Genomic DNA, 25755 nt, shown 5'->3' on the forward strand with positions numbered 1-25755 from the left:
GACGCCGCGTCTGGAAAGGACAGACCATGCGTCTCCTCGTCCTGCTGCTCTCGGCCTCGCTGGCCCTCCCCGCCGCCGCGCGCGAGACGCGCACCGTGCTCGGCATCACCTACGAGACCTCCGAGGACTTCGCCGACCTGGAGTCCCGCGACGGCTCGGTCCGCCTCTCCACCGGCGGGGCGGTGGTGACGGTGACGCCGGACGGCACGTTCCTCGGCGTCGGCCGCATCGCGCCCCGCCCGCGCGAGTCGCTGCAGGTCCGGCAGGAGGAGGGGAACCTCAGCATCGCGGTCGACGGCGTCGTCGTGTGGCGCGGGCCGGCGGGGTGACATGACCCAGCGCGTCTTCGTCCAGCTCCGCTGCCGTCCCGGGACCACCTACGCGGTCGCGGCCGCGCTCGCCCTGCGCGAGCTCCACTCCGAGCTCTACTCGACCAGCGGCGAATGGGACCTTCTGCTGAAGGTCTACGTCCCCGGGGGCGAGGATGTCGGCCGCTTCGTGAACGAGCGGCTCCTCGCGGGGGTGGACGGGATCGACCGATCGCTGACGACCATGACGTTCAACGCGTTCTGACCGGCCCGGACGGGCCGCCACGAATGGCCGGGGACCGGATCGGCCGGGTTCGTATCGGATGGACCGATGGAGCGGGCGATGAGATTCGAACTCACGACCCTTACCTTGGCAAGGTAATGCTCTACCCCTGAGCTACGCCCGCGCGCCATCGGTGAGCGGGCAGATACCGGCGGCGCCGGGGGGGTTCAACCCCGGATCGGCACAAACTGCCGGGGCAGGGCCCCCCCCGTTGCGCGCCGGGCGTTGCACCGCGCGCAGCCCTCACGCCTCGTTAACCTCTGGCCGCTAGAACCTCTCCCGCATGCAACGGACGGCCGACGACCGGCTCGCGCCCACCACGCCGCATCGAACGGCAGGGCGTCCGAGCCCCGGGGGACGGACAGCGGGGGGAGACCCCCGACGAAGCGAGACAGGCCGGTCAGGCCGATAGGCCGATCGACACTCCGATCGCCCATCGCACGGGCCGATCGACATACGGGCGGGACAAGAGGCGACCCACCCGGAACGCATAGGGCAGCGGGAAAGCTGCCAACGCGTCCCCGGCTGGGTCCACCGACCCTGCGCCGGGACGCCGGCGTTCCGGCCCCCGCTTCCGAAGCGCTCAGCCCTCCGCCGCCGCGGCCCGCCTGGCCCGGCGCGCCCGCCAGAGGTTCAGCGCCTCCACGCCCCCCGCGAAGGCCATCGCCGCATAGATGAACCCGCGCTCGACATGGTAGTGGAACCCGTCCGCCACCAGCGCCATCCCCACCATCACGAGGAAGGCCAGCGCCAGCATCTTCGTCGACGGGTGCGTCTCGACGAACCGGGCGATGGGGCCGGCGGCGACCATCATCACGCCGATGGCCACCGTCACGGCGGCGATCATCACCTCGACATGGTCCGCGATCCCCACCGCCGTGATCACGCTGTCCAGCGAGAACACGAGGTCGAGCACCATGACCTGCACGACCACGCCCGCGAAGGCCGCCTTCACCGCCTCCTTCCGGACCGTCTCGACGCCGCCGGTCTCGACCTCGTCGAATATCTCCGTCGCGGCCTTGTAGATCAGGAAGAGGCCCCCCGCGATCAGCACCACGTCGCGCCAGGACAGCTCGAACCCGAAGGGCGCGGCGAAGGGCCGGGACAGGGACACGATCCACGTGATCGAGAAGAGCAGGAGGATGCGCAGCACCAGCGCGCCCGAAAGCCCGATGATCCGCGCGCTGCGCTGCTGCTCGCGGGGCAGGCGGCCCACGGCGATGGACAGGAAGATGACGTTGTCCACACCCAGCACGATCTCCAGGATCGTGAGCGTGAGGAAGGACGCCCAGACGGCGGGGTCGGAGAGAAGCCCGATCACGCCGCCGGGCCCCCGGCGCCCACAGCGCACCCGGCCATCAGGACCGCCGCAGGAACCGGCGGGCGATCTGCCAGATGGCGAACCACTTGAAGAGCCGTCTCATCGCAAACCTCCCTCGGCGCCGCGTGCGGCATCCGAACGCCGCCAGGGCCCGGGCGGTTCATCGCGCGCGCCATTTTCCCGTGGGAAGGGGAAGGCCGCTACTCCAGCTCGACCAGGAGGTCCTTCGCGTCGATCTGGGCGCCCGGGGTGACGTGGACGGCCTTGATGGTCGCGTCCCGCTCGGCGGCGATGCCCGTCTCCATCTTCATCGCCTCGATCGTCAGGAGGAGGTCGCCGGCCTTCACCTCCATGCCCGGCCGCGCGGCGATCGACGCGACGACGCCGGGCATGGGCGCGCCGACATGCGCCTCGTTCCCGGGCTCGGCCTTCGGGCGGGCAACCACGTCGCCCTGCACGGCGCGGTCGGGCACCCGGATCGTGCGCGGCTGGCCGTTAAGCTCGAAGAAGACGCGCACCTCGCCCTCGGCGTTGGTCTCGCCCACGGCGGCCAGCCGGACCTCCAGCGTCACGCCGGGCTCGATCTCGGCGGAGATCTCGTCGCCCGGCTCCATGCCGTAGAAGAAGGCGTGCGTCGGCAGGGCGCGGACGGGGCCGTACTCCTCGTGGCGGCGGGCGTAGTCCTCGAAGACCTTCGGGTACATCAGCCAGCCCATCAGCTCCTCGTCGGTCGCCGCGCGCTTCAGCTTCCCCTCCAGCTCGGCCCGCGCGGCGCCGAGGTCGACGGGCGGCAGGTGCTTGCCGGGGCGGCCCGTCAGGGGCTTCTCGCCCTTCAGGACCTTCCGCTGGATGCCCTTCGGGAAGCCCCCCGGCGGCTGGCCCAGGTCGCCGCGCATCATGCCCACGACCGAGTCGGGGAAGGCGACCTCGACGGACGGGTCCTCGACCTCCTCGCGGGTCAGTCCCTGGGCGACCATCATCAGGGCCATGTCGCCCACCACCTTCGACGAGGGCGTGACCTTCACGATGTCGCCGAACATCAGGTTCACGTCCGCATAGGTCTGCGCGACCTCGTGCCAGCGCGCCTCCAGGCCCATGGACCGAGCCTGCGCCTTCAGGTTCGTGAACTGCCCGCCGGGCATCTCGTGAAGGTAGACCTCCGAGGCGGGCGCCTGCATCCCGCTCTCGAAGGCGGCGTAGTGCAGGCGCACGGCCTCCCAGTAGTCGCTGATCCGGCGGATGGCCGCGACGTCGAGGCCGGTGTCCCGCCCCTGCCGGGCCAGCGCCTCGACCACCGTGCCCAGCGTCGCCTGGGAGGTGTTCCCCGACAGGGCGTCCATCGCGCAGTCCACCGCGTCCACCCCCGCCTCGGCGGCGGCGAGGATTGTCCCGATCGCCCCGCCGGCGGTGTCGTGGGTGTGCAGGTGGACCGGGATCGACACCGCGTCCTTCAGCGCGCGGACCAGGTCGCCCGCCGCCGTCGGCTTCAGCAGCCCGGCCATGTCCTTCAGCCCCAGCACGTGCGCGCCCGCGGCCTCCAGCTCCTTCGCCATGGCGACGTAGTAGCGCAGGTCGTACTTGGACCGCGCCGGGTCCGCGATGTCGCCAGTGTAGCAGACCGTCCCCTCGCAGATCTTCCCGGCCTCCTGCACGGCGTCCATGGCGACGCGCATGTTCTCGGTCCAGTTGAGGCTGTCGAACACCCGGAAGAGGTCCACGCCCGATTCGGCGGCCTGCAGCGTGAAGGCCCGGACCACGTTGTCGGGGTAGTTCGTGTAGCCCACCCCGTTCGACCCGCGCAGCAGCATCTGCGTCAGGATGTTGGGCATCCGCTCGCGGATGTCGCGCAGGCGCCGCCAGGGGCTCTCCTGCAGGAACCGATAGGCGACGTCGAAGGTGGCGCCGCCCCAGCACTCGACCGAGAAGAGGTCGGGCAGCATGTGCGCGTAGGCCGGCGCGACCTCGATCATGTCGCGCGACCGCATCCGCGTGGCCAGCAGCGACTGGTGCCCGTCGCGCATGGTGGTGTCGGTGACGAGCAGCCGCTCCTGCGCGAGCATCCAGTCCGCGACGCCCTCGGGCCCTCGCGCCTCCAGCAGCTGCCGCGTGCCGGCGGGCGGGGCCTCGGGCGGCACCTCCGGCGCCTTCGGCGCGCGCGCCTCGGCGGGGGGCAGGGGACGGCCCAGCGTCTCGGGGTGGCCGTTCACCGTGACATCCGCCACGTAGCGCAGCAGCTTCGTCGCCCGGTCCCGCCGCGGCTTGAAGTCGAAGAGCTCGGGCGTCGTGTCGATGAACTGGGTCGAATACTCGTTCGACAGGAATTTCGGGTGCTTCAGCAGGTTGATGACGAAGTCGATGTTCGTCGCCACGCCGCGGATGCGGAATTCGCGCAGGGCGCGGTCCATCCGCTTGATCGCCGCCTCGGGGGTGGGCGCCCAGGCCGTCACCTTCTCCAGGAGCGAATCGTAGTAGCGCGTGATGACCGCGCCCGAATAGGCCGTGCCCCCGTCCAGGCGGATGCCCATCCCGGTGGCGCTGCGGTAGGTGGTGATGCGGCCGTAGTCGGGGATGAAGTTGTTCGCGGGGTCCTCGGTCGTCACCCGGGTCTGGATCGCGTGCCCGTCGAGCTTCACGTCGTACTGGCTGGCGACACCCGTGGCCTCGACCAGCGACTTGCCTTCCGCGATCAGGATCTGGGCGCGGACGATGTCGATGCCGGTCACCTCCTCGGTGACGGTATGCTCGACCTGCACGCGGGGGTTCACCTCGATGAAGTAGAACTCGCCCGTGTCCATATCCATCAGGAACTCGATCGTCCCGGCGCATTCGTAGCCGACATGCTCGGCGATGCGCTTGCCCAGGGCGCAGATCCGCTCGCGCTGGGCGGAGGAGAGGTAGGGCGCGGGCGCCCGCTCCACGACCTTCTGGTTGCGCCGCTGGACCGAGCAGTCCCGCTCGTAGAGATGGTAGATGTTGCCCATCCGGTCCCCCAGGACCTGCACCTCGACGTGCCGGGCGCGCTGGATCATCTTCTCCAGGTAGCCCTCGTCGTTGCCGAAGGCGGCGTCGGCCTCGCGGCGGCCCTCCAGCACCTTCTCGCGCAGCTCGTCCGGGCCGTGGATCGCCCGCATCCCGCGCCCTCCGCCGCCCCAGGACGCCTTCAGCATCACCGGATAGCCGATCTTCCCCGCCTCGCGGGCGATGGCGTCCCAGTCGCCGCCCAGCACCTCGGTCGCGGGGACGACCGGGACGCCGGCCTCCTGGGCGACCTTGCGGGCCGACGCCTTGTCCCCGAGGCGACGCATGGTCTCGGCGCGCGGGCCGATGAAGACGAGGCCGGCCGCCGTGACCGCGTCGACGAACTCGGGGTTCTCCGAGAGGAGGCCGTATCCCGGATGCACCGCGTCCGCGCCCGATTCGCGCGCGACGCGCACGATCTCCTTGATGGAGAGGTAGGCCTGGACCGGCCCCAGCCCCTCGCCGACGCGGTAGGCCTCGTCCGCCTTGAAGCGGTGCAGGCCCAGCTTGTCCTCCTCGGCGTAGATCGCGACGGTGCGCTTTCCCATCTCGTTGGCGGCGCGCATGACGCGGATCGCGATCTCGCCCCGGTTGGCCACGAGGATCTTCTGGAAATCGGCCATCGGCACGGGGCCCCCATCGGTCATGCTGCGGTTGCGAAAGGGGTCTAGGCGGTGGGGCGGGCGCGGTAAACTGCGCGCGGCCGCGATCCCCGAAACGTCGAGACCCCCCGCCTGGGGCGAGGGGCCTCTTGCACACACACAACGAAGGTTCCGTTCCTAGGACCGGAAGCGTTGCGCCCTTCACTTAAGACCGATCGGCCGCCGATTGGAAGGCCTATGTCACCCCATGGTTGCATCATTGTGACGCGGATGCCGCACTCTGCATCGCGGCGCGGGCGGCGGGCGGCGAACGGATGGCGAACGGGGGCTTCCAACGATCGGGCCGGCGCGCTACCTGACGGGGCATGCCCATGGATGACGAAGCCGCCTTCGAAGCCGCCGCCGCGCCTGCCGCGCCACGTCGGGGGGACGGCCTCGCCGCGCGTGCGATGGGCGCGATGCCCGGCGCGACCGACTATCTGAGCGACTTGAACGACGCCCAGCGCGACGCCGCCACGACGCTGGAGGGGGCGGTCCTGATGCTGGCAGGCGCGGGCACGGGCAAGACGAAGGCCCTGACCGCGCGCATCGCGCATCTCGTCCGCACCGGCACCGCCCGCCCGAACGAGATCCTCGCCGTCACCTTCACCAACAAGGCCGCGCGCGAGATGAAGGACCGGGTCGCCCGCGCGACGGGCCTCGTGGAAGGGATGCCTTGGCTCGGCACCTTCCACGCCATCTCCGTCAAGCTCCTGCGGCGGCACGCCGAGCTGGCGGGGCTGAAGTCGAACTTCACCATCCTCGACACGGACGACACGATCCGCCTGCTGCGCCAGGGGATCGAGGCGGCGAACATCGACACGAAGCGCTGGCCGCCCCGGCAGCTCGCCGGGATCATCGATTCGTGGAAGAACCGCGCGATCCGCCCCGGCGCTGTCCCCGCCTCCGAGGCCGACGCCTTCAACGGCCATGGCCCGCGCCTCTACGCCGAGTACCAGCAGCGCCTGCGCGACCTGAACGCCTGCGACTTCGGCGACCTGCTGCTGCACGTCGTGACGATCTTCCAGAACCACGAGGACGTGCTCGCGCAGTACCGCCGCTGGTTCCGCTACATCCTCGTGGACGAGTATCAGGACACCAACGCCGTCCAGTACCTCTGGCTTCGCCTTCTCGCCGGCGGGCACGGCAACATCTGCTGCGTGGGCGACGACGACCAGTCCATCTACGGCTGGCGCGGCGCCGAGGTCGGGAACATCCTGCGCTTCGAGAAGGACTTCCCCGGCGCCAAGGTCGTCCGGCTCGAGCAGAACTACCGCTCCACCGGCCACATCCTCGCCGCCGCCTCCGGGGTGATCGCGGCCAACAAGGGGCGGCTGGGCAAGACCCTCTGGACCGCGGGGGAGGAGGGGCACAAGGTCCGCCTCATCGGCCACTGGGACGGCGACGAGGAGGCCCGCTGGACCGGCGAGGAGATCGAGAGCATGCAGCGCGGCACCCGCGGCATGCGCCCCTTCGGCCTCGACGAGATGGCGATCCTCGTGCGCGCCTCGCACCAGATGCGCGCCTTCGAGGACCGGTTCCTGACCATCGGGCTGCCCTACCGCGTGATCGGCGGCCCGCGCTTCTACGAGCGGCTCGAGATCCGGGACGCGATGGCCTATTTCCGCCTCGCCGTCTCGCCCGACGACGACCTCGCCTTCGAGCGGATCGTGAACACCCCCAAGCGCGGCCTGGGCGAGAAGGCGCAGCAGAAGATCCAGGTCGCCGCCCGGTCCAACGACCTGTCGCTCCTCGAAGGCGCGCGCCTCCTGGTGCGCACGAAGCAGATCGGCGGCAAGGGCGGCGCGGCCCTGGCCGAGTTGGTCGACGGGCTCGGGCGATGGCACCTCATGGTCCGCGAGGAGGCGAGCCATGTCGAGACCGCCGAGACCATCCTGGAGGAGGCGGGCTACATCGCCCACTGGCAGAACGAGAAGACCCCCGAGGCCCCCGGCCGGCTGGAGAACCTCAAGGAGCTGGTGAAGGCGCTCGAGAACTTCGAGAACCTCCAGGGCTTCCTCGAGCACGTCGCCCTCATCATGGACAACGAGCAGGAGGAGGGCGGCGAGAAGGTCACCCTCATGACCCTCCACGCCGCCAAGGGCCTCGAGTTCCCGGCCGTGTTCCTGCCCGGCTGGGAGGACGGCCTCTTCCCGTCCCAGCGCGCCATGGACGAGGGCGGCCTCAAGGGCGTCGAGGAGGAGCGGCGCCTGGCCTATGTCGGCATCACCCGCGCGGAGGAGTGCTGCACCATCTCCTTCGCGGCGAACCGGCGGACTTACGGGCAGTGGCAATCCTCCATGCCGTCGCGCTTCATCGACGAGCTGCCCGAGGAGCATGTCGAGGTGCTGACCCCGCCCGGCCTCTACGGCGGGATGGGTGCGGCCGGCGGCTCGATGGCCGCCAGCGCCTCGCCCGAGATGCAGACCCTGGCCGAATCCCGCATCTGGCAGCGCGCGCAGGAGGCGGACGTCTACGCCTCGCCCGGATGGCGGCGGATGCAGGCCCGCGCGGGCGAGCGGCCCGCCCGCGCCCCGGCCGAATCGCGCACCACGATCGACATGACCGCCGACAGCGCCTTCACCGCCGGCGACCGGGTGTTCCACAAGAAGTTCGGCTATGGCGAGGTCCGCGCGATCGAGGGCGACAAGCTGGAGGTCGCGTTCGACAAGGCCGGCACGAAGAAGATCGTCGCCCGCTTCGTGCTTCCCGCCGAGGGTGCGGGCGACGTCCCGTTCTAGGCCGGAGGGCGGGCGTCGTCCTTCGCCGCTCCCGTCATCGGGGCGGGCCTTCGCCACCCATGACCGCATGCGGATCCGCGGCGTTCGCCGGCAGGGCAAGAAAAAGCGGCGGTGCCAGGGAGGAGGCACCGCCGCCAGTGAAAGAGTGCCCCAAGGGAGGAAGGGACGCTCGTCTTCTCCCGCGTCGCCCCAAGGGAGGAAGGGGCGGGCGGGAAACCTGTGTCAGCGGCCGTAGACGGCCTCGCGCGCGGCGGCCTTCACGCCCGAGCGCGACAGGCCCAAGTCGGAGAGCTCGCGCGCCGTGAGCTGGTCGAGCTCGCGGATCGTCCGGCGATAGAGCACCCAGTCCAACGCGCGCGCGCGGACGTCGCGAAGGGTGGCGACGAGGCCCGTGCCGTAACCGGCGTTGCGGGCGATGCGGATGTCGTTGGCCAGTGCCATTGGGTCGTCCTTCGGTGTCCTGCAGGCCCGCCCCCATGGCGGACCGGTCCGGGACCGTCCTGCGGCCCCTCCGGCCCTCGGGGCCCATCCCCGCGCCGGTGATCCACATCTACGCGCTCGCCGTCCCCAGACAATCCGCTGCGGCTGCATTGCCGCCATGCAGCATCCGCATGCCGCCTTTCCGGGCATCCCCGCGCCGGGTCTTGCGCCCGCGAGGGGCACGGCCATCTAGACCCGTGGAAGAGGGGGCCCCGCATGACCGATCGCACCGCCGTAGAGAACGCCCTTGCCGGGATCCCGCTACCGGGCGGCGGCAGCCTCGCCGGGGCGGACCTCGTGCGCGCGCTCCGGGTCGAGCCGGGCGAGGCGGGCACGCGCGTCTCCTTCGTGATCGAGGCGCCCGACGCCCGGGCCGCGCAGGCCCTCGCCCCCGTGCGCGACGCGGCGGAGCGGGCCGTCGCCGCCCTGCCGGGCGTGGCGGGCGTCTCGGCGGTGCTGACGGCGCATGGCGGACCGTCCAAGGCGCCGCCGCCGCCGGACCTGAAGCCGGGGCTGAAGATCGGCCGTCACCCCGATCCGGCCCCCGCAGGCCCGCAGCCCGTCGCCGGGGTGGACCGCATCCTCGCGGTCGCCTCGGGCAAGGGCGGGGTGGGCAAGTCCACGGTAGCGGCGAACCTCGCGGTGGCGCTCGCGCGGAAGGGTAGGCGGGTCGGCCTCCTCGACGCCGACATCTACGGCCCGTCGCAGCCCCGCATGATGGGGGTGCAGAAGCGCCCCGCCTCGCCCGACGGCAAGACGATCCTTCCGCTCGAGGCGCACGGGGTGCGCTTCATGTCCATCGGCCTGATGGTCGATCCGGACAAGGCGGTGGTCTGGCGCGGCCCCATGCTGATGGGGGCGCTGCAGCAGATGCTCAACCAGACCGAGTGGGGGCGCCTCGACGTCCTGATCGTCGACCTGCCGCCCGGCACGGGCGACGTGCAGCTCACGCTGTGCCAGCGGGCGCAGGTCACGGGGGCCCTGATCGTCTCGACGCCGCAGGACGTCGCGCTGATCGACGCGCGCAAGGCGATCGATATGTTCGCCACCCTCAAGACCCCCGTGCTCGGGCTGATCGAGAACATGGCCCACCACACGTGCGAGAGGTGCGGCCACGTCACCCACCCTTTCGGAGCGGGCGGCGTGCGCCACGAGGCCGAGCGCATCGGCGTGCCGTTCCTCGGCGAGCTGCCGATCGACTTGGCCACGCGGGTGGGCGGCGACGAGGGTCGGCCCGTCGCCGCGGACGAAGGACCCGTCGCGGAGGCCTTCGCGACGCTCGCCGACCGATTGGTGGGCGGCGGCATGGCCTGAGGTCGATTCGCCGGGTCCGCATGGGCCGGCATGGGATTCGGCACCTCTTCGGAACATCCGGCGAACGAAGTGTGGCGTCCTCCGGGCCATGTCCCAAATCCATCCACAGAACGGTGCTTGTTGTCCACAGATCGGGCGTGATCATGCCCATGCGGGTAGCCGGCTCGGGAAAAAGTTCGGGCCGTCCCATCGCACCGTCCGGCACAACATCTGGTAACTGAACCGCCGGTTTTACTGGATATTCCCCGCGCCAGCCCACAAACGCCGCCGGCCCACTCGCCTTCCGCGTGCACTGCTTCCCATGAAATCCCAAACTTCGGCGTTGCTTCCCATCCCGCCGATATGGCATCCCATCTACACGACGAGGGACGGGCACCAGGGTCGGACAAAATCGACCTGAGGCTTGAAAAAAACAAACGAAACAGGCGGGTAGCATACAGGCAACCGTTCTTCGGAGTGTGAGAGAGATCCGGCGCGCATGCGAGCAGACACATCCCCCCAGACGTGGTGTGCGCTGTCGGTGACAGGCCCGGAAGGGTCCAGGAGGGGTCTCGCGGTGGCAGCGGCGAGGCCCTTCTTGCATCCTGGGGTTACGTCATGAGGCCGACGTTCCGGGGCAACTTCCGCAACAAGCTGGACGCGAAGGGCCGGGTGTCGATCCCGGCCGACTTCCGCAAGACCCTCCTGGCGAACGACGACGCCCGCTCGGACGACAACGCGCGCCTCCTCGTCGTCTACGGCAAGCACGTGCGCGGGCACCTGGCCTGCTACTCCGCCCGCTCGGCGGCCGAGTTCGAGGCGCGCATCGCCATCCTGCCCGACGGCAACGCGATCAAGAACTTCTACCGCCGCAACTTCTCGGGCATGAGCCGGGAGTACGTCGTCGACGACACGGGCCGCCTCGTGCTGACGGCCGAGATGCGCGAGAAGGCCGGCCTGGAGGGCGAGGCGTTGTTCCTGGGCACGAACGACACGTTCGAGATCTGGAACCCCGACGCCTGGACCGCCGCCACCGAGGACGAGGACGCCGCCGTCCTGGCCATGCTGGAGGGCGGGGCGGATCCTCTCTCCCTCCTGTCGGCGGAGCTGGCGAAGCTCGCCCCGGAGGGCTGAGTGCGCCGGACGGAGAGCGCGCCCCACGTCCCGGTCCTGATCGACGCCTTGATCGCGGCCGTCGCGCCGGTGCGCGGCACCTGGCTGGACGGCACGATGGGGGCGGGGGGATACGCACGCGCGCTGCTGGCGGCGGGGGCGGGCCGGGTGATCGGCGTCGACCGCGACCCGCTCGCTCACGAGATGGCGATGCGGTGGGGCGCGTCCTACGGCGACCGGCTGGCGACGCGGCTGGCCAACTTCGCCGATCTCGACGCGGTCGCGAAGGAGGCCGCGCCGGAGGGGCTGGCCGGCGTCGCGCTGGACCTCGGTGTGTCGTCCATGCAGATCGACCAGGCCGAGCGGGGCTTCTCCTTCGCCAAGGACGGCCCCCTCGACATGCGCATGGGCGGCGACGGCCCTTCGGCATCCGACTTCGTGAACGAGGCCGCCGAGGACGAGATCGCCTTCGTCCTGCGCGCCTACGGCGAGGAGCGGCAGGCCCGCCGGATCGCCCGGGCCATCGTTCGCGCCCGCGCCGAGGCGCCCATCGCGACGACCCTGGCCCTGGCGGAGGTGGTCGCCTCGCAGTTGCCGCGCCCCAAGCCCGGACGCTCGCACCCCGCGACGCGCGCCTTCCAAGCCATCCGCATCCACGTCAACGACGAGTTCGGCGCCCTCGTCGCGGGGCTCGAGGCGGCCGAGCGCGCCCTGCCGGAGGGCGGCTGGCTCGCGGTGGTGACGTTCCACTCGCTCGAGGACAGGGTGGTGAAGCGTTTCCTGGCCGCGCGTGCCGATCCGGGCGGGCCCGTCAGCCGCCACGCCCCCGCGGTCGAGGGGCCGGACCCTAGCTTTCGGGTCACGGTGAAGGGCGTTTCGCCCTCGGAGGGCGAACTGGCCGTGAACCCCCGCGCCCGATCGGCGAGGCTGCGCGTGGCGCGACGGACGGACGCGCCGCCCCTGCCGCCCGTGCGCAGGGGCCTTGGGCTGCCGGGGGAGGGACGACGTTGAAGGGACTGGCGATCCTGGGCGTGGCCGGCACGCTTCTGGCGATGGCGTTCTTCGCCTACCGGGAGAACGACCGCACGCATGCCGTGCTGCGCGACCTCGCCCGCGTCGAGCGCGACATCGGCCGCACCCGCGAGAGCCTCGCCATGCTCGAGGCGGAATGGGCGTTCCTCAACCGTCCCGAACGGCTGCGGGACCTCGCCGCCATGACATGGGAGCAGCTCCGCCTCGAGCCCATGCGCCCTTCCGCCTTCGGCCGCATCTCCGAGGTGCCCTATGCCGACGAGCTGCCCGACCCCGTCGGCGCCGACATGACCGGCGGCGTCCTCCTCGCGGGCGAGCGGCCCTGATGCGCGCGCCCCTGCGGCCCCTCGCGCGGATCCTGCCGGCCCGCGCGCGCGGCGAGGACACCGCCCCGATCGAGGCCGAGAGCCGCCGCGTCCGCGCCCGCGAGGCCGGGCGCCGCGCCCACCGGACCGCCCAGCTGCGCCTCGCCCTGCTCGGGCTGTTCTTCGTCGGGGCCTACGGCGCGGTCGGAATGAAGATGGCCGTGATCGCCGCCACCCCCCCGGCCGAGCCGCTGCGCGCCGGCAGCGCCGCGCCCTTCGTCGCCACCCGCGCCGACATCACCGACCGCGAGGGGCGGGTTCTGGCGACGAACCTGGCCACCGCGGCGCTCTACGTGCAGGTGCGCGACCTCGTGGACCCGCGCCGCGCCGCGGACGGGCTGGCGGCGGTGTTCCCCGATATGGACGCGGACCGCCTTCACGCGCGCTTCACCTCGGGCGCGCGGTTCATGTGGCTGCGCGGCTCGCTCTCGCCCGAGCAGCAGCAGGCAGTGCACGACATCGGCGATCCGGGGCTCCAGCTCGGGCGGCGCGAGCGGCGCCTCTATCCCGGCGGCAACCTCGCCGCGCACGTGATGGGCGGGGTGCGCTTCGGCGACCAGGCCGTCGACGCGGCCGAGATCGTCGGCATCGCCGGGATCGAGGCGGCCTACGACGAATGGCTGTCCGACCCCGCCAACGAGGGCGCCGCCCTGCGGCTGACGCTGGACACGCCAATCCAGGCCGCCATCGAGGAGGTCTTGGCCGGCGCCGTCGGCATCTACGACGCGCTCGGCGCCTCGGCGGTGCTGATGCACGCGGAGACGGGGGAAATCGTCTCGATCGTGTCGCTGCCGGATTTCGACCCGAACGACCGGCCGGTCCCGCTCCTCGAGGGCTCGCCGGACGAGAGCCCGCTCTTCAACCGCGCGGTGCAGGGCGTCTACGAGCTGGGATCGGTGTTCAAGATCTTCCCGGCCGCCCAGGCGCTCGAGCTTGGGCTGGTCGAGCCGTGGACCATGATCGACACCAAAGGGCCCCTGCGGACGGGCGGCTTCGCGGTCCGCGACTTCCGCAACTACGGCGACGAGCTGTCGCTCACGGACGTGATGGTGAAGTCGTCCAACATCGGCACGGGCGAGTTGGCGCTGATGATCGGCCCGACCCGGCAGCGCGCCTTCCTCGACACGCTCGGCATGCTCGACGTGACGCCGGTCCAGCTGCAGGAGGCGCGCCGGTCGGTGCCCCTCCTGCCGCCCCGCTGGGGCGAGACGGCGTCGATCACCATCTCCTACGGGCATGGTCTGTCGGTCTCGCCCGTCCATGTCGCGGCCGGGTACGCCGCGATGGTGAACGGCGGCCTCCTCGTCGAGCCGACGCTGGTGCAGGGCGAGGGCGGCCCCACCGGCGCGCGCGTGATCTCCGAGGAGACGAGCGGCCAGACCCGCGACATGCTGCGGCAGATCGTGACGCGCGGCACCGCAAGCATGGCCGAGATCCCGGGATACTTCCTCGGCGGCAAGACAGGCACCGCCGACAAACCCCGCCCGACGGGGGGCTACTACGACGACCGGGTCATCGCGACCTTCGCCGGCGCCTTCCCGATGCACGACCCCGAATGGGTGATCGTCGTCACCCTCGACGAACCGGAGGAGACCTCGGGCCGCGAGGTGCGCCGCACCGCCGGCTGGACCGCCGTTCCCGTCGCGGCCGAGATCGTCAGCCGGGTCGCGCCGCTGCTCGGCATGGCACCCGACATGGAGCGCCAGGATCCCCACGAGTTCACGCGCGCCGCGCATGAGTGACGGCGCGGCGTCCGGCGCTTTAGGATGTAGCGGGCCGGGCGGGGCTGCGATAGCGGGGGCCGGATGAAGACGCGCACCCTCTCCTCGCTGGGGCTGACGGCCCCTTCGGACGTCGCCGTGACCGGGCTTTCGGTCGACAGCAGGAAGGTGGGCCCCGGCGAGCTTTTCGCCGCCCTGCCGGGGTCGGCCGCGCACGGCGCGCGCTTCGCCGCCATGGCCGCCGAACGGGGCGCCGCCGCCATCCTCACCGACCGCGAGGGGGCCGGGATGCTTCTTGAAGGGGTGCCGGTCGTCGTGGCCGAGGACCCGCGCGAGGCGCTGGCGCGTGCCGCCGCCCTCTGGTTCGGCGCGCAGCCCGAGGTGATCGCGGCCGTGACGGGCACCAACGGCAAGTCATCGGTCACTGCCTTCGTGCGCCAGATCTGGGAGGGGCGGGGGATCGCGGGGATCAACCTCGGGACCACGGGGGTCGAGGGGGCCTGGACCGCCCCCACCGCCCACACCACGCCCGAGCCGATCACGCTGCACCGCCTTCTATCCGAGGCGGCGGCGGCGGGCGTGACCCATTGCGCGCTGGAGGCGTCCTCCCACGGGCTGGACCAGCGACGCCTCGACGGGCTGCGGCTGCGGGCGGCGGGGTTCACGAACTTCTCCCGGGACCATCTCGACTACCATGGCACGTTCGAGGCCTACTTCGCCGCCAAGATGCACCTCTTCGAGCGGGTGCTGCCCGAGGACGGCATCGCCTGCGTGAACATCGACGACCCGAAGGGCCTCGAGGTCGCCGCCATCGCCCGCGAGCGGGGGCAGGACGTCCTGACCCTGGGTGCGACCGAAGGGGCGGACGTCCGCCTCCTGGCGACGCGCTTCGAGGAGGACGGGCAGAGCGTCCGCTTCGACTGGCGCGGCGGGGTGCACCAGGTCAGGCTGGGCCTCGTCGGGGACTTCCAGGCGGCGAACGCCCTGATGGCCGCCGCCCTGGCCCACGCCTGCGGGATGGAGGCGGGCGAGGCGATCGAGGCGCTGCCGAGGCTGGGCACGGTTCGGGGGCGGATGCAGCTCGCCGCCGTGCGGGCGCGGGGCGGGGCGATCTTCGTGGACTACGCCCATACGCCAGATGCCGTGGCGACGGCGCTGCGGGCCCTGCGCCCCCACGCCATGGGCCGCCTGATCGCCGTCGTCGGCGCGGGCGGCGACCGCGACCGCGCCAAGCGACCCCTGATGGGCCGTGCCGCGGCCGAGCATGCCGACGCGGTGATCGTGACGGACGACAACCCCCGGTCCGAGGACCCCGCGGCCATTCGCGCCGCCGTCCTGGAAGGCGCGCCCGGCGCGCTGGAGGTCGGCGACCGGGCCGAGGCGATCCTGCGCGGCACCGCGATGCTGGGGCCGGGCGACGTCCTGCTGGTCGCGGGCAAGGGCCACGAGGCGGGGCAGGAGGTGGCCGGGACCGTCCACCCCTTCGACGACGTCGAGCAGGCGTCCATCGCCGTCGCCGCCCTGGAGGAGGCCGCCCGTGGCTGAGCCGCTGTGGACCGGGGCGGAGATCGCCGAGGCGACGGGCGGCGCCCTCAAGGCGCCGTTCGACGCCGCGGGCATCGACATCGACACCCGCACCTTGCGGCCCGGCGACCTCTTCGTGGCGCTGACGGCGGCGCGCGACGGGCACGATTTCGTCGCGGACGCCCTGGCCGAGGGGGCGGCGGGCGCCCTCGTCTCCCGCGTGCCGGAGGGGGTGCCTGCGGACGCGCCCCTCGTGGTCGTGCCGGACGTCCTCGCGGGGCTGGCCGCCCTCGGGCGGGCGGGGCGGGCGCGCACGAGGGCCCGGGTCGTCGCGGTGACGGGCAGCGTCGGCAAGACCTCCACGAAGGAGATGATGCGAACTGCTTTCGGGGCTCAGCGGCGCACCCATGCCGCGCAGGCGAGCTACAACAACCACTGGGGCGTTCCGATCACCCTCGCGCTGATCCCGAAGGACGCCGAGATCGTCGTCGCCGAGATCGGGATGAACGCCCCCGGCGAGATCGCGCCCCTTTCGGACCTCGCGCGGCCGCACGTCGCGCTGATCACGGCCATCGCGCCCGCGCATCTGGAGGCGTTCGGCCGCATCGAGGGCATCGCCGAGGAGAAGGCGAGCATCGTCAGCGGCCTGACGGGCGAGGCGCATGCCGTGCTTCCGGCCGACGCGCCGACCTTCCCGATCCTCCGCGCCGCAGCGGAAGCGAAGGGCGCACAGATCCGCACTTTCGGGACGCGGGGCGACTGGCGGCTCGGCGACGTGACGCCGAAGGACGGGCGTACCCGCTTCCACGCCGCAACGCCGGCGGGCGCGCTCGAGGTGACGCTGGACGCGGCCGGCCGGCACTTCGCGTCGAACGCCCTGGGGGTGCTGGCCGTCGCGGAAACCCTCGGCCTCGACGTGGAGCGCGCGGCGCGCGACCTCGGCCGTTGGCGTCCGGCGGACGGGCGCGGGGTGCGCGAGACGGCGCGCCTGCCCGGCGGAGGCGAGGTCACGCTGCTGGACGACGCGTTCAACTCCAACCCCGCCTCGCTGGGGGCGGCGCTGGAGGTGCTGGCCTCGACCCACCCCGGTCCCGAGGGGCGGCGGATCGCCGTCCTGGGCGACATGCTGGAGCTGGGCGAGGACGAGGCCACTATCCATGCGGCCGTCGCGGACGACCCGCACATGGCGGCGATCGACCGGGTCCATGCCGTCGGCCCGCTGATGCGCCACCTCCACGACGCGCTGCCGGCGAACTGCCGCGCCGGCTGGCATCCGGATGCCGCGGCCGCGGCCGCGGCGGTGGGCAGTATGCTGCGGGCCGGCGACGTGGTGCTCGTGAAGGGAAGCAAGGCGTCCAAGGTGTCCCGCGTGGTGGCGGCGATCCGGGCGTCGGGACGGGCGGACCGCCCGGAGGGAAGCTAGGCGATGCTCTACTGGCTCAGCGCGCTGTCGGATGGCGGCGACATCTTCAACCTGTTCCGCTACATCTCGTTCCGGGCGGGCGGCGCGTTCTTCACGGCGCTGGTCTTCGGGTTCGTGTTCGGCAAGCCGCTGATCGCGTTCCTCACGGCCAAGAAGGCCGGCCAGCCCATCCGCGACGACGGGCCCGACGGCCATGCGCGAAAGGCCGGCACGCCGACGATGGGCGGCGCGCTGATCCTCGGCGCGCTGTTCCTGGGCACGCTCCTCTGGGCGCGCTGGGACAATCCATGGGTCTGGATGACGCTCTTCGTCACGGCGGCCTTCGGCGCGATCGGCCTTGCGGACGACTGGCAGAAGGTGGCCCACGCGAACCCCAGGGGCGTGCCGGGCAAGCTGCGCTTCGGCATCGGCCTGCTCGTCTCGGCTCTCGCCGCGCTGTGGGCCGCGTGGTGGCATCCGCCGGCGCTGGAGGGGGCGCTGCTCTTCCCGTTCTTCAAGGACGCGGTCCTCGACATGGGGATCGTCTACGTCCTCTTCGTGATGGTGGTGATAACGGGGTCGGCCAACAGCGTGAACCTGACGGACGGGCTGGACGGCCTGGCGGTGATGCCGGTCATGATCGCCGCCGCGACGCTGGGGATCATCGCCTACGTGGTCGGGCGCGTGGACTTCACGGACGCGCTGGTGATCTCCTACGTGCCGGGGACGGGCGAGATCGCGGTGTTCTGCGCGGCGTTGATCGGCGGGGGCCTGGGGTTCCTGTGGTACAACGCGCCGCCCGCGGCGGTGTTCATGGGCGACACCGGGTCGCTGGCGCTGGGCGGCGCGCTGGGCGCCATCGCGGTCGCGACGAAGCACGAGCTGGTGCTGGCCATCGTCGGCGGCCTCTTCGTGGTCGAGGCGCTGTCGGTGATGGTCCAGGTCCTCTACTTCAAGCAGACCGGGAAGCGCATCTTCCTGATGGCCCCGATCCACCACCACTTCGAGAAGAAGGGCTGGCCGGAATCGCAGATCGTGATCCGGTTCTGGATCGTGTCGATCATCCTGGCGCTGATCGGCCTCTCGACGCTGAAGATCCGATGAGCGCGGTCCGCGACGGTGCCGCGATGATCGCCGGCATGGCGCCCGAGCGCAGGCCCGGCGCCTGGACGTTCGCGGCGTGCGAGGGCACGCCCCCGGCGGGCGCCATCGCCACCTTTTGCGAGGTCGAGGGTTGGTCCTGCATCAGGCCTGCCGCAGAGGGGGAGGAGGCGTTCGCGCTGATCTCGCTGCGGGTCCACTCGGCGCTGGACGGGGTCGGGCTGACGGCGGCCGTCTCCGGGGCCTTGGCGCGGGAGGGGATCGCCTGCAACGTGGTCGCGGCGCTGAGGCACGACCATCTCTTCGTGCCGGAGGCGGACGATGCCCGCGCGCTCGCGGTGCTGGAACGGCTGTCGGAGGGATCGCGATGAGGCGCGCGCTGGTCACGGGCGGCAACCGGGGGATCGGACGGGCCATCGCCGCAGGCCTGCTGGCCGAGGGGCTGGAGGTGGTGATCGGCGCGCGAGACCCCGCCGCCGGGGCCGAGGCCGCAGACGCGCTCGGCTGCCGGTCCGTCGCGCTGGACCTGATGCGCCCCGAAACCTTCGCGGACGCATTGGCCCAGGCGGGCGACCTCGACGTCCTGGTCAACAACGCGGGCGTCCTGCGGGACGTATCGCTGCTGGACGATGACGGCGCCTTCGAGGAGGCGATGCAGGTCATAGTCCGCGCGCCGATGGACCTGATCCGCCGGGTCGCGCCGGGCATGGGCGCACGGGGCTACGGGCGGATCGTGAACGTCTCCTCGGGCTGGGGCTCCTTCGCCGAGGGGCTGGGCGGGCCGGGAGTATACGGCGTGGCCAAGGCCGCGTTGAACGCGCTGACCCACGTCCTGCCGCGCGACCTGCCCGATGGGGTGAAGGTCAACGCCCTCTGTCCCGGCTGGGTGCGCACGCGGATGGGCGGCCCGAACGCCGCCCGCTCGCCGGAGGAGGGGGCGGACACGGCGATCTGGCTCGCCACCCTTCCGGTTGACGGCCCCACGGGCGGCTTCTTCCGCCGCCGGAAGGCGATCGGATGGTGATGGCGCGGAAGGCGGCGGGCGCGCGGGCCCGCGCCGACAGGGAGCCGCAGGCGGGCCCTCGAGGGCGCGCGCTTCGTCCTGGGGGCGGCCCGGCCAAGCCGGGCGTGGCCCCGCCAAGGGCCTTCGGCGGGGCGGGAACGTGATCCCGGTGCGCGGCCTTTGCGGCGCGCGCGTGGGCGTGCTCGGGCTCGGGCGCTCCGGCCTGTCCGCCGCCCGCGCCCTCGAAGCGGGGGGCGCCGAACCCATGCTCTGGGACGACGGCGCGGCGGCGCGCGCCCGGGCGGAGGCCGAGGGCTTCGCGTCGACCGACCTCCGGGACGACGTCGGGCGGTTGGACCTTCTCGTCGTCTCGCCGGGAATCCCGCACCTCTACCCCGCGCCGAACCCCGTGATCGCGGCGGCCATGAGGGCAGGCGTGCCGGTGGACAACGACATCGGCCTCTTCTTCCGTTCGCTCGCCACGCCGGAATGGGACCGGATGGATCGGCCGCCGCGGGTAATCGCGATCACCGGCTCGAACGGGAAATCCACGACCTCGGCACTCGTCCACCACCTCCTGTCCCATGCCGGACGCGCGGCGCAGCTCGCTGGGAACATCGGGCGCGGCGCCCTCGACATCGATCCGCCGGGTGATGGGGGCGTCGTGGTCCTCGAGCTGTCGAGCTACCAGACCGACCTGGCCCGCGCGCTGACGCCCGACGTGGCCGTGTTCACCAACCTCTCGCCCGATCATCTCGACCGGCACGGGGGCATGGGGGGCTACTTCGCGGCCAAGGCGCGCCTCTTCACGGAAGGGGGGCCGGACCGGGCGGTGATCGGTGTGGACCAGGTCGAAGGGCGGTTCCTCGCGATGCGTCTCGCCGAGGCGCCCGCCGACGACCGCGTGATCCGCGTCTCTACAGCGCCGCCGGAGGGACCGGGCTGGACCGTGTCCGCCGTGGAGGGCGTCTTGGAGGAGCGTCGCAAGGGCCGGAAGGTATCCATGATCGACCTGCGGGGGATTCCCGGCCTGCCTGGCGCGCACAACCACCAGAACGCCGCGCATGCATTCGCCGCCTGCCGCGCGCTCGGCCTCGGCCCACGCGAGATCGGGGCCGGGCTGGCGAGCTTTCCCGGCCTGCCGCACCGCTCGCAGCTCGTCGCGGAGATCGGCGGCGTGCGCTTCGTGAACGACTCGAAGGCGACCAACGTGGACGCCGCCCGGCAGGCGCTGCGGGCCTTTCCGCGCATCCGCTGGATCGTCGGCGGGATCGAGCCCGAAGGCGGCATCGCGCCCCTTGCGGACGAGGCGGGCGCCGTCGCGAAGGCCTATCTCATCGGACACGCGGCCGAACGGATGGCCATTCAGATCGCCGCCGTCCCGCAGGAGGTGTGCGGCGACCTCGCCACCGCCGTCGCCCGCGCCGCCGAGGAGGCCGAGCCCGGCGATACGGTGCTGCTGGCCCCTGCCGCCAAGAGCTTCGACCAATTCACCGACTTCGAGAAGCGGGGCGAGGCGTTCGTCGAGGCGGTGCGCGCCCTGCCGGGCCGTTCGGACCGTTAAGAAGCCGCGCATCCGCGGCCCGGCCGTAAACCCTTTGGTGACGGTTTCCGTGGCATCTCCTTCCGTGGCCGGGCGCGGAGGATGCGATGCATGGGCTGATGAACCGGGCGGTGCAGGATTTTCTCACCGTCACCTACGGCGAGGCTGCCTGGCGCAGCATCGCCGCCGAAGCTGGCGTGCCCGAGCGCGGGTTCGAGGCGCTGCTGACCTATGACGACGCGCTGATCGGGGTCGTCCTGCGCGTCGCTTCGCGGCGCCTGCGCAAGCGGTCCTCGGACCTGCTCGAGGACATGGGGACGTTCCTCGTCTCCCACCCGCGAATGGAGCGGGTCCGCCGCCTGCTCCGTTTCGGCGGATCCGACTTCGACGATTTCCTCCAATCGCTGGAGGATCTGCCGGCACGTGCGGAGTTGGCCCTGCCGACCCTCGACGCGATCCCCCGCTTCGTCCTGCGGGACGACGGCAGGGGACGCTTTCTGCTGACCGCGACATACGCGATCCCGGGCATCTCGCACATCATGATGGGGGCGCTCAGGGCGATTGCGGACGACTATGGTGCGCTCGTCCTGATCGAAGCGGTCGAGCCGGCGGAGGGACGTCCCGATGACGGCGAGAGCGTCCGCATCACTCTTTCTCTCGCGGATTTCAGGGCGGGGCGGGGCTTCGACCTGGCCGGCTCGGGCGAGGGGCGGGGCGGATGACCGGCAGCCCCCTGATGCTGCGTCCCTGCGCACTGGACCGGCTGATGCCGATGCACCTTGCGCTGGACGGGTCGGGGCGCGTCACCTCGGCCGGGCGCACCTTCGCGCGGCTGGCCGGGGTCGATCCGGCCGGGCGGGCGGTGTTCGACCTTTTGCGTTTGCGCCGGCCGGAGGGGGTGGCGGACGTGGACGGGTTGCGCTCGGTCGTGGGGCAGAAGCTCCACCTCACCCTCCTGCACGCGAACCTCAGGCTGGCTGGGATCGCGGTGCCTGCCCGTGGCGGGGCGGGCAATGGGCTGCTGCTGAACCTCTCGCCCGGCCCGGGCGTGGTCGCGGCGGTGCGGCGGTTCTCCTTGTCGAACGGGGATTTCGCGCCGACCGATCTCGCCAACGAGCTGCTCTTCCTGGCCGAGGCCAACGCCGCCATCGCCGCCGAGGCCGCGGCTCTGACCGCCCGCTTGCAGAACGCGCATTCCGATGCGGAGGAGCGGTCCTTCACGGATGCGTTGACGGGCCTACGAAACCGCAGGGGGCTGGATCAGGCGATGGATACGCTCGCCCGCGGGGGGGGACGGTTCGCCATGCTCGCGGTCGATCTCGACCGGTTCAAGGCGGTGAACGACGCGATGGGCCACGCAGTGGGAGACACGGTGCTGCGTGCGGCGACGGAGGCGATGGTCCGCGCGGCGCGGGCCGCCGACCTCGTAGCGAGGATCGGCGGGGACGAGTTCGCGATCCTCCTCTACGGCGCGATCCCCCGCGATCGGCTGGGCAGGATCGCCGACGACCTGATCGCCGCGATCGAGCGGCCCATCCCGGTCGAGGGCGGCCTCGCCCGGATCTCCGCCTCGGTCGGGATCGCGATATCGGACGACCACGCCATCGGGGACGTTGCAAGCGTGACGGCGGCGGCGGACGCCGCGCTCTACGCCTCGAAGCAGGCAGGGCGGGGGTGCTGGACGCTGATGGGTGGGTCGACCGCGCCAGAGGCTTCCTGACGGGGAAGGGTCACGGCGCGGCTGGTACCCCGTAGGGGAATCGAACCCCTCTTTCCAGGTTGAAAACCTGGCGTCCTAACCGATAGACGAACGGGGCATCCCGCGCCGTGCCGCGTGATCTAACGGCCTGCCTCGGGGGCGGCAACCCCCGAAATCGCGCTTGTCAGCTTAGGCTTCCGCCGCGTCGATCAGCGCGAGCTGCACGCTTTCGCGGCCTTGCCAACGGTTCACCTCCAGCCGTCCGGCAAGGTGGAACCGCCCCCCCCCGTGGGACAACAGGCGCGGCCCGATCGGCCCCGACATCGCACCGAAGGCGATGACCTGAAGGCGTGGGCCGATCCCGTCCGACACGGTCAGTCGCAGCCCGTCCTGGCCCACGGGGCGGGCATCGTGGATGCGGACCTCGGGCACGGCGAAGCGGGGCGCGGACGCGCCTTCGCCCCAGGGGCCCGCCGCCTCGAGCTGGCGGGCGAGGGCCATGTCGCAGGCCCCCGGCATCAGCATGGAATCGAGCGCGAGGTCCGAAGGCTCGCCGCCGCCAGCCCCTTGCCGCGCCAGAAGCTCCCCCAGGCGCGCCATCGCCGCCTCGACGCAGCCCGCCCCTACCGAGAGGCCCGCGGCCATCACGTGCCCGCCACCCGAAGCGAGCTCCCCCGCCCGCGCCATGCGCGCCACGCACGAGCCCAGATCGACCCCTGCCACCGACCGGCCGGAGCCTTTCGCCATCCCGTCCGCGACCCCCAGCACGACCGCCGGCCGCCGGAAGCGCCGCGCGAGCTGTCCCGCGGTGATCCCGAGGACCCCAGGATGCCACCCTTCGCCGGCCGCCCAGACAAGAGGCGCATCGGGGTCGGCGTCCAGTCGCGCCTCGGCCTGGGCGAGGGCCGCGACGCGGGTCGCGCCCTCGACCGCCTTGCGCTCGGCGTTCACCTCCTCCAGCCGGTCGGCGAGGGCGGCCGCCTCATGCCGGTCGGCCGAGGCGAGGAGGCGGGCGCCGAGGTCCGCCCGGCCCACGCGCCCGGCGGCGTTGATCCGCGGGCCCAGGACGAAGCCAAGGTGATAGGGCGTCGGCGGTCCCGACAGACGCGCGGTAGCGGCCAGCGCTTCGAGCCCTGGCCGCCCCCCGCGGCCCATCGCGCGCAAACCCGCCTGCACGAAGGCCCGGTTCACCCCCATCAGCGGCGCGACGTCCGCCACGGTCGCGAGCGCCACGAGGTCGGTCATCCCCATCAAATCCGGGGCCTCGCGTCCGGCCCCGCGCCTCTGCCGGTTCGCCTCGACGAGGCAGAGGAAGGTCACCGCGGCCGCGCAGAGATGGCCCAGGGCGCCGTCCTCGTCCGGCCGGTTCGGATTGACGCAGGCGAGGACGGGGGGCGGGGTCTCGGTTCCGAGGTGGTGGTCGAGCACGATGACGTCCGTTCCTCCGGCCGCCTCCAGCGCCTCGTGCGCGGCGGTGCCGCAGTCGACGCATACGATCAGGTCGTGGGAGGCCGAGAGCTGCGCCATCGCCTCGGGGTTGGGTCCGTAACCCTCGCGCAACCGATCCGGGACGTAGAGCGTCGCGTCACGTCCCAGCGCGCGCAGCCACCAGATCAGCAGGGCCGCCGACGCACCGCCGTCGACATCGTAGTCCGCGAAGATCGCGATCCGCTCTCCCCGCTCGGCGGCGGCGTCGAGGCGGGTTGCGGCCCTCTCCATGTCCCGCAGGCCGCGGGGGTCGGGCAGGAGGTCCTTCAGCTTGGGCGCGAGGTAGGCGGCCGCCGTCTCAGCCCGCACCCCCTGACGGGCGAGCACCCCCGCGAGCGCGGCCGGAAGGCCCGTCGCCTGCGCGAGCGCCTCGCCCAAGCGTAGGGCGTCCGCCGAAGGTCCCGTCCACCGGCGCCCGGACAACGAGGATTCGACGTGAAGGAAGGCGGCGTCGTGATCGCGTGGCATGATCGGCAGGCTAGACGATGCGTCACCGCCGGGAAAGGCGGCGGGGGGCCGGGTGCGTCATGAGGGCCGGCCTTTCGCGACCTGCCCCGTCACCGCGCCGCCGAGCGGAGGCCGATGGCGCTCAGGGCGCGACGGCGGGTCCGCCGGTGGTGGGGTTGCGATAGGACATCCGCCGGATGCTGCCCGTCTTCGACCGCATCAGCACCGTCTCGGCCGTGAGGAAGCCCGGCTCGCGCTTGATGCCGTGGACGATTGAGCCGTCCGTCACGCCCGTCGCCGCGAAGATGACGTCCTGCGTGACGAGGTCGTCGCGCGCGTAGACCCGGTCGAAATCCTCGATCCCCGCCTTCTCGGCGCGGCCCCGCTCGTCGTCGTCGCGGAAGAGGAGGCGCCCCCACATCTGCCCGCCCATGCACTTCATCGCCGCGGCCGCCAGCACGCCCTCCGGCGCGCCGCCCGAGCCCATGTAGAGGTCGATGCCGGTCGTCGGCTCGGCCACGTGGATGATTCCGGCCACGTCGCCGTCCGTGATCAGCCGGATCGCCGCGCCGGTCTCGCGCAGCTCGGCGATCATCTCGGCGTGGCGGGGACGCTCGAGCGCGCAGACTGTGATGTCCTGCGGGCGGCAGGCCTTGGCCTCGGCCAGCGCGAGCACCCGCTCCTTCGGGGACATCTCGAACGAGACGACGTCCTTCGGCAGCCCCGGCCCGACGGCCAGCTTGTCCATGTAGACGTCGGGCGCGTGCAGCATCGAGCCGCGCGGGCCCATGGCGATCACGGTCAGGGCGTTGGGCATGTCCTTGGCCGTCAGGGTCGTCCCCTCCAGCGGGTCGAGGGCGATGTCCACCGAGGGACCGTTCCCGGTGCCGACCTCCTCCCCGATGTAGAGCATGGGGGCCTCGTCGCGTTCGCCCTCGCCGATGACCACAGTGCCGTCGATGTCGAGAAGGTCGAGCTGCTCGCGCATGGCGTTGACCGCGGCCTGGTCGGCGGCCTTTTCGTCGCCGCGCCCGATCAGGTCGGCCGAGGCCATGGCGGCGGCCTCGGACACCCGGGCGAGCCCGAGGGAGAGCATCCGGTCGTGGAACTTGCGGTTGGCAGCCATGCGTGGGGCCTCCGGGTCGGCATGTGCGTCGCGCGCAGCTAGCGCGCGCCGGGCGGGGGTGTCCACCTGGCAGTCCCCCGAAGGTGTTCCTGTGCCTCGCGAAGGT

General features: G+C 72.1%; 21 protein-coding genes and 2 tRNA genes. 16 read left to right on the top strand and 7 right to left on the bottom strand.

Going from position 1 to position 25755, the window contains the following annotated elements; all coding sequences use genetic code 11:
- Positions 1-26 precede the first annotated feature (26 nt).
- Both BCF33_RS02030 and BCF33_RS02035 read left to right on the top strand, forming a co-directional pair.
- Positions 27-329, top strand: a complete 303-nt coding sequence (locus tag BCF33_RS02030; RefSeq protein ID WP_106159270.1) for a hypothetical protein — start codon at positions 27-29, stop codon at positions 327-329.
- 1 nt (position 330) lies between these two features.
- On the top strand, positions 331-573 hold the full coding sequence (locus tag BCF33_RS02035) for an Lrp/AsnC ligand binding domain-containing protein (protein WP_106159271.1): 243 nt from the start codon (positions 331-333) through the stop codon (positions 571-573).
- Positions 574-640: 67 nt separating this feature from the next.
- Here the strand turns inward: BCF33_RS02035 and BCF33_RS02040 are convergent.
- The 3 genes from BCF33_RS02040 to BCF33_RS02050 all read right to left on the bottom strand — a co-directional run bounded on the left by BCF33_RS02040 (position 641) and on the right by BCF33_RS02050 (position 5553).
- Positions 641-715 (bottom strand) — tRNA-Gly (locus BCF33_RS02040).
- A 459-nt stretch (positions 716-1174) separates the two neighbouring features.
- The gene (locus tag BCF33_RS02045) at positions 1175-1912 is read right to left on the bottom strand and encodes a TerC family protein (protein WP_106159272.1); all 738 of its coding nucleotides are present in this window, start codon (positions 1910-1912) and stop codon (positions 1175-1177) included.
- A 200-nt stretch (positions 1913-2112) separates the two neighbouring features.
- The gene (locus tag BCF33_RS02050) at positions 2113-5553 is read right to left on the bottom strand and encodes a pyruvate carboxylase (RefSeq protein ID WP_106159273.1); all 3441 of its coding nucleotides are present in this window, start codon (positions 5551-5553) and stop codon (positions 2113-2115) included.
- Positions 5554-5897: 344 nt separating this feature from the next.
- Here BCF33_RS02050 and BCF33_RS02055 point away from each other — a divergent pair, with 344 nt between their 5' ends.
- On the top strand, positions 5898-8312 hold the full coding sequence (locus BCF33_RS02055) for an ATP-dependent helicase (protein WP_106159274.1): 2415 nt from the start codon (positions 5898-5900) through the stop codon (positions 8310-8312).
- A gap of 222 nt (positions 8313-8534) precedes the next feature.
- Here BCF33_RS02055 and BCF33_RS13980 read toward each other — a convergent pair whose 3' ends face one another.
- Complete coding sequence (locus BCF33_RS13980; RefSeq protein ID WP_158259331.1) at positions 8535-8753, bottom strand: DUF1127 domain-containing protein; 219 nt, start codon at positions 8751-8753, stop codon at positions 8535-8537.
- Positions 8754-9008: 255 nt separating this feature from the next.
- Between BCF33_RS13980 and BCF33_RS02065 the strand changes: the two genes are divergently transcribed.
- The 13 genes from BCF33_RS02065 (at position 9009) to BCF33_RS02125 (ending at position 22609) form a co-directional block, all read left to right on the top strand.
- Positions 9009-10106, top strand: a complete 1098-nt coding sequence (locus BCF33_RS02065) for an Mrp/NBP35 family ATP-binding protein (RefSeq protein ID WP_106159276.1) — start codon at positions 9009-9011, stop codon at positions 10104-10106.
- A gap of 597 nt (positions 10107-10703) precedes the next feature.
- On the top strand, positions 10704-11219 hold the full coding sequence (locus BCF33_RS02070; RefSeq protein WP_106159277.1) for a division/cell wall cluster transcriptional repressor MraZ: 516 nt from the start codon (positions 10704-10706) through the stop codon (positions 11217-11219).
- Positions 11220-12209: a 16S rRNA (cytosine(1402)-N(4))-methyltransferase RsmH gene (gene rsmH / locus BCF33_RS02075; RefSeq protein WP_106159278.1), complete on the top strand. Its 990-nt coding sequence runs from the start codon at positions 11220-11222 to the stop codon at positions 12207-12209. It abuts the gene before it with no gap.
- Entirely contained in the window at positions 12206-12556 is a 351-nt protein-coding gene (ftsL, locus tag BCF33_RS02080) for a cell division protein FtsL (RefSeq protein ID WP_106159279.1), read from the top strand. The genes rsmH and ftsL overlap by 4 nt, the downstream gene beginning before the upstream one ends.
- Complete coding sequence (locus tag BCF33_RS02085) at positions 12556-14337, top strand: peptidoglycan D,D-transpeptidase FtsI family protein (RefSeq protein WP_245883687.1); 1782 nt, start codon at positions 12556-12558, stop codon at positions 14335-14337. Before ftsL ends, BCF33_RS02085 begins: the two co-directional genes overlap by 1 nt.
- A 63-nt stretch (positions 14338-14400) precedes the next feature.
- Positions 14401-15861 carry a UDP-N-acetylmuramoyl-L-alanyl-D-glutamate--2,6-diaminopimelate ligase gene (locus tag BCF33_RS02090; protein WP_106159280.1) on the top strand — a complete coding sequence of 487 codons (1461 nt, stop codon included), beginning with the start codon at positions 14401-14403 and terminating at the stop codon, positions 15859-15861.
- Entirely contained in the window at positions 15854-17263 is a 1410-nt protein-coding gene (locus BCF33_RS02095) for a UDP-N-acetylmuramoyl-tripeptide--D-alanyl-D-alanine ligase (RefSeq protein WP_106159281.1), read from the top strand. The genes BCF33_RS02090 and BCF33_RS02095 overlap by 8 nt, the downstream gene beginning before the upstream one ends.
- A 3-nt stretch (positions 17264-17266) precedes the next feature.
- A complete protein-coding gene (mraY, locus tag BCF33_RS02100; RefSeq protein WP_106159282.1) occupies positions 17267-18346 on the top strand; it encodes a phospho-N-acetylmuramoyl-pentapeptide-transferase in 1080 nt (359 codons plus the stop codon).
- Positions 18343-18714, top strand: a complete 372-nt coding sequence (locus tag BCF33_RS02105) for an ACT domain-containing protein (RefSeq protein WP_106159283.1) — start codon at positions 18343-18345, stop codon at positions 18712-18714. Before mraY ends, BCF33_RS02105 begins: the two co-directional genes overlap by 4 nt.
- Positions 18711-19367, top strand: a complete 657-nt coding sequence (locus BCF33_RS02110) for an SDR family NAD(P)-dependent oxidoreductase (RefSeq protein ID WP_106159284.1) — start codon at positions 18711-18713, stop codon at positions 19365-19367. Before BCF33_RS02105 ends, BCF33_RS02110 begins: the two co-directional genes overlap by 4 nt.
- A 139-nt stretch (positions 19368-19506) precedes the next feature.
- Positions 19507-20910, top strand: coding sequence for a UDP-N-acetylmuramoyl-L-alanine--D-glutamate ligase (gene murD, locus BCF33_RS02115; RefSeq protein ID WP_106159285.1), 1404 nt, complete (start codon positions 19507-19509; stop codon positions 20908-20910).
- Between the two features lie 86 nt (positions 20911-20996).
- Positions 20997-21611, top strand: a complete 615-nt coding sequence (locus BCF33_RS02120; RefSeq protein ID WP_106159286.1) for a heme NO-binding domain-containing protein — start codon at positions 20997-20999, stop codon at positions 21609-21611.
- Positions 21608-22609 (top strand): GGDEF domain-containing protein, encoded by a 1002-nt coding sequence (locus BCF33_RS02125; protein WP_106159287.1) that lies wholly within the window; start codon positions 21608-21610, stop codon positions 22607-22609. The genes BCF33_RS02120 and BCF33_RS02125 overlap by 4 nt, the downstream gene beginning before the upstream one ends.
- A gap of 22 nt (positions 22610-22631) precedes the next feature.
- Here BCF33_RS02125 and BCF33_RS02130 read toward each other — a convergent pair.
- The 3 genes from BCF33_RS02130 to glpX all read right to left on the bottom strand — a co-directional run bounded on the left by BCF33_RS02130 (position 22632) and on the right by glpX (position 25649).
- Positions 22632-22706: transfer RNA gene (locus BCF33_RS02130), tRNA-Glu, on the bottom strand.
- 71 nt (positions 22707-22777) lie between these two features.
- The gene (recJ, locus tag BCF33_RS02135) at positions 22778-24544 is read right to left on the bottom strand and encodes a single-stranded-DNA-specific exonuclease RecJ (RefSeq protein WP_106159288.1); all 1767 of its coding nucleotides are present in this window, start codon (positions 24542-24544) and stop codon (positions 22778-22780) included.
- A 121-nt stretch (positions 24545-24665) separates the two neighbouring features.
- Positions 24666-25649: a class II fructose-bisphosphatase gene (gene glpX, locus BCF33_RS02140; RefSeq protein WP_106159289.1), complete on the bottom strand. Its 984-nt coding sequence runs from the start codon at positions 25647-25649 to the stop codon at positions 24666-24668.
- Positions 25650-25755 lie beyond the last annotated feature (106 nt).

The sequence above is a fragment of the Hasllibacter halocynthiae genome, from assembly GCF_003003095.1.
GTDB classification, from domain to species: domain Bacteria; phylum Pseudomonadota; class Alphaproteobacteria; order Rhodobacterales; family Rhodobacteraceae; genus Hasllibacter; species Hasllibacter halocynthiae.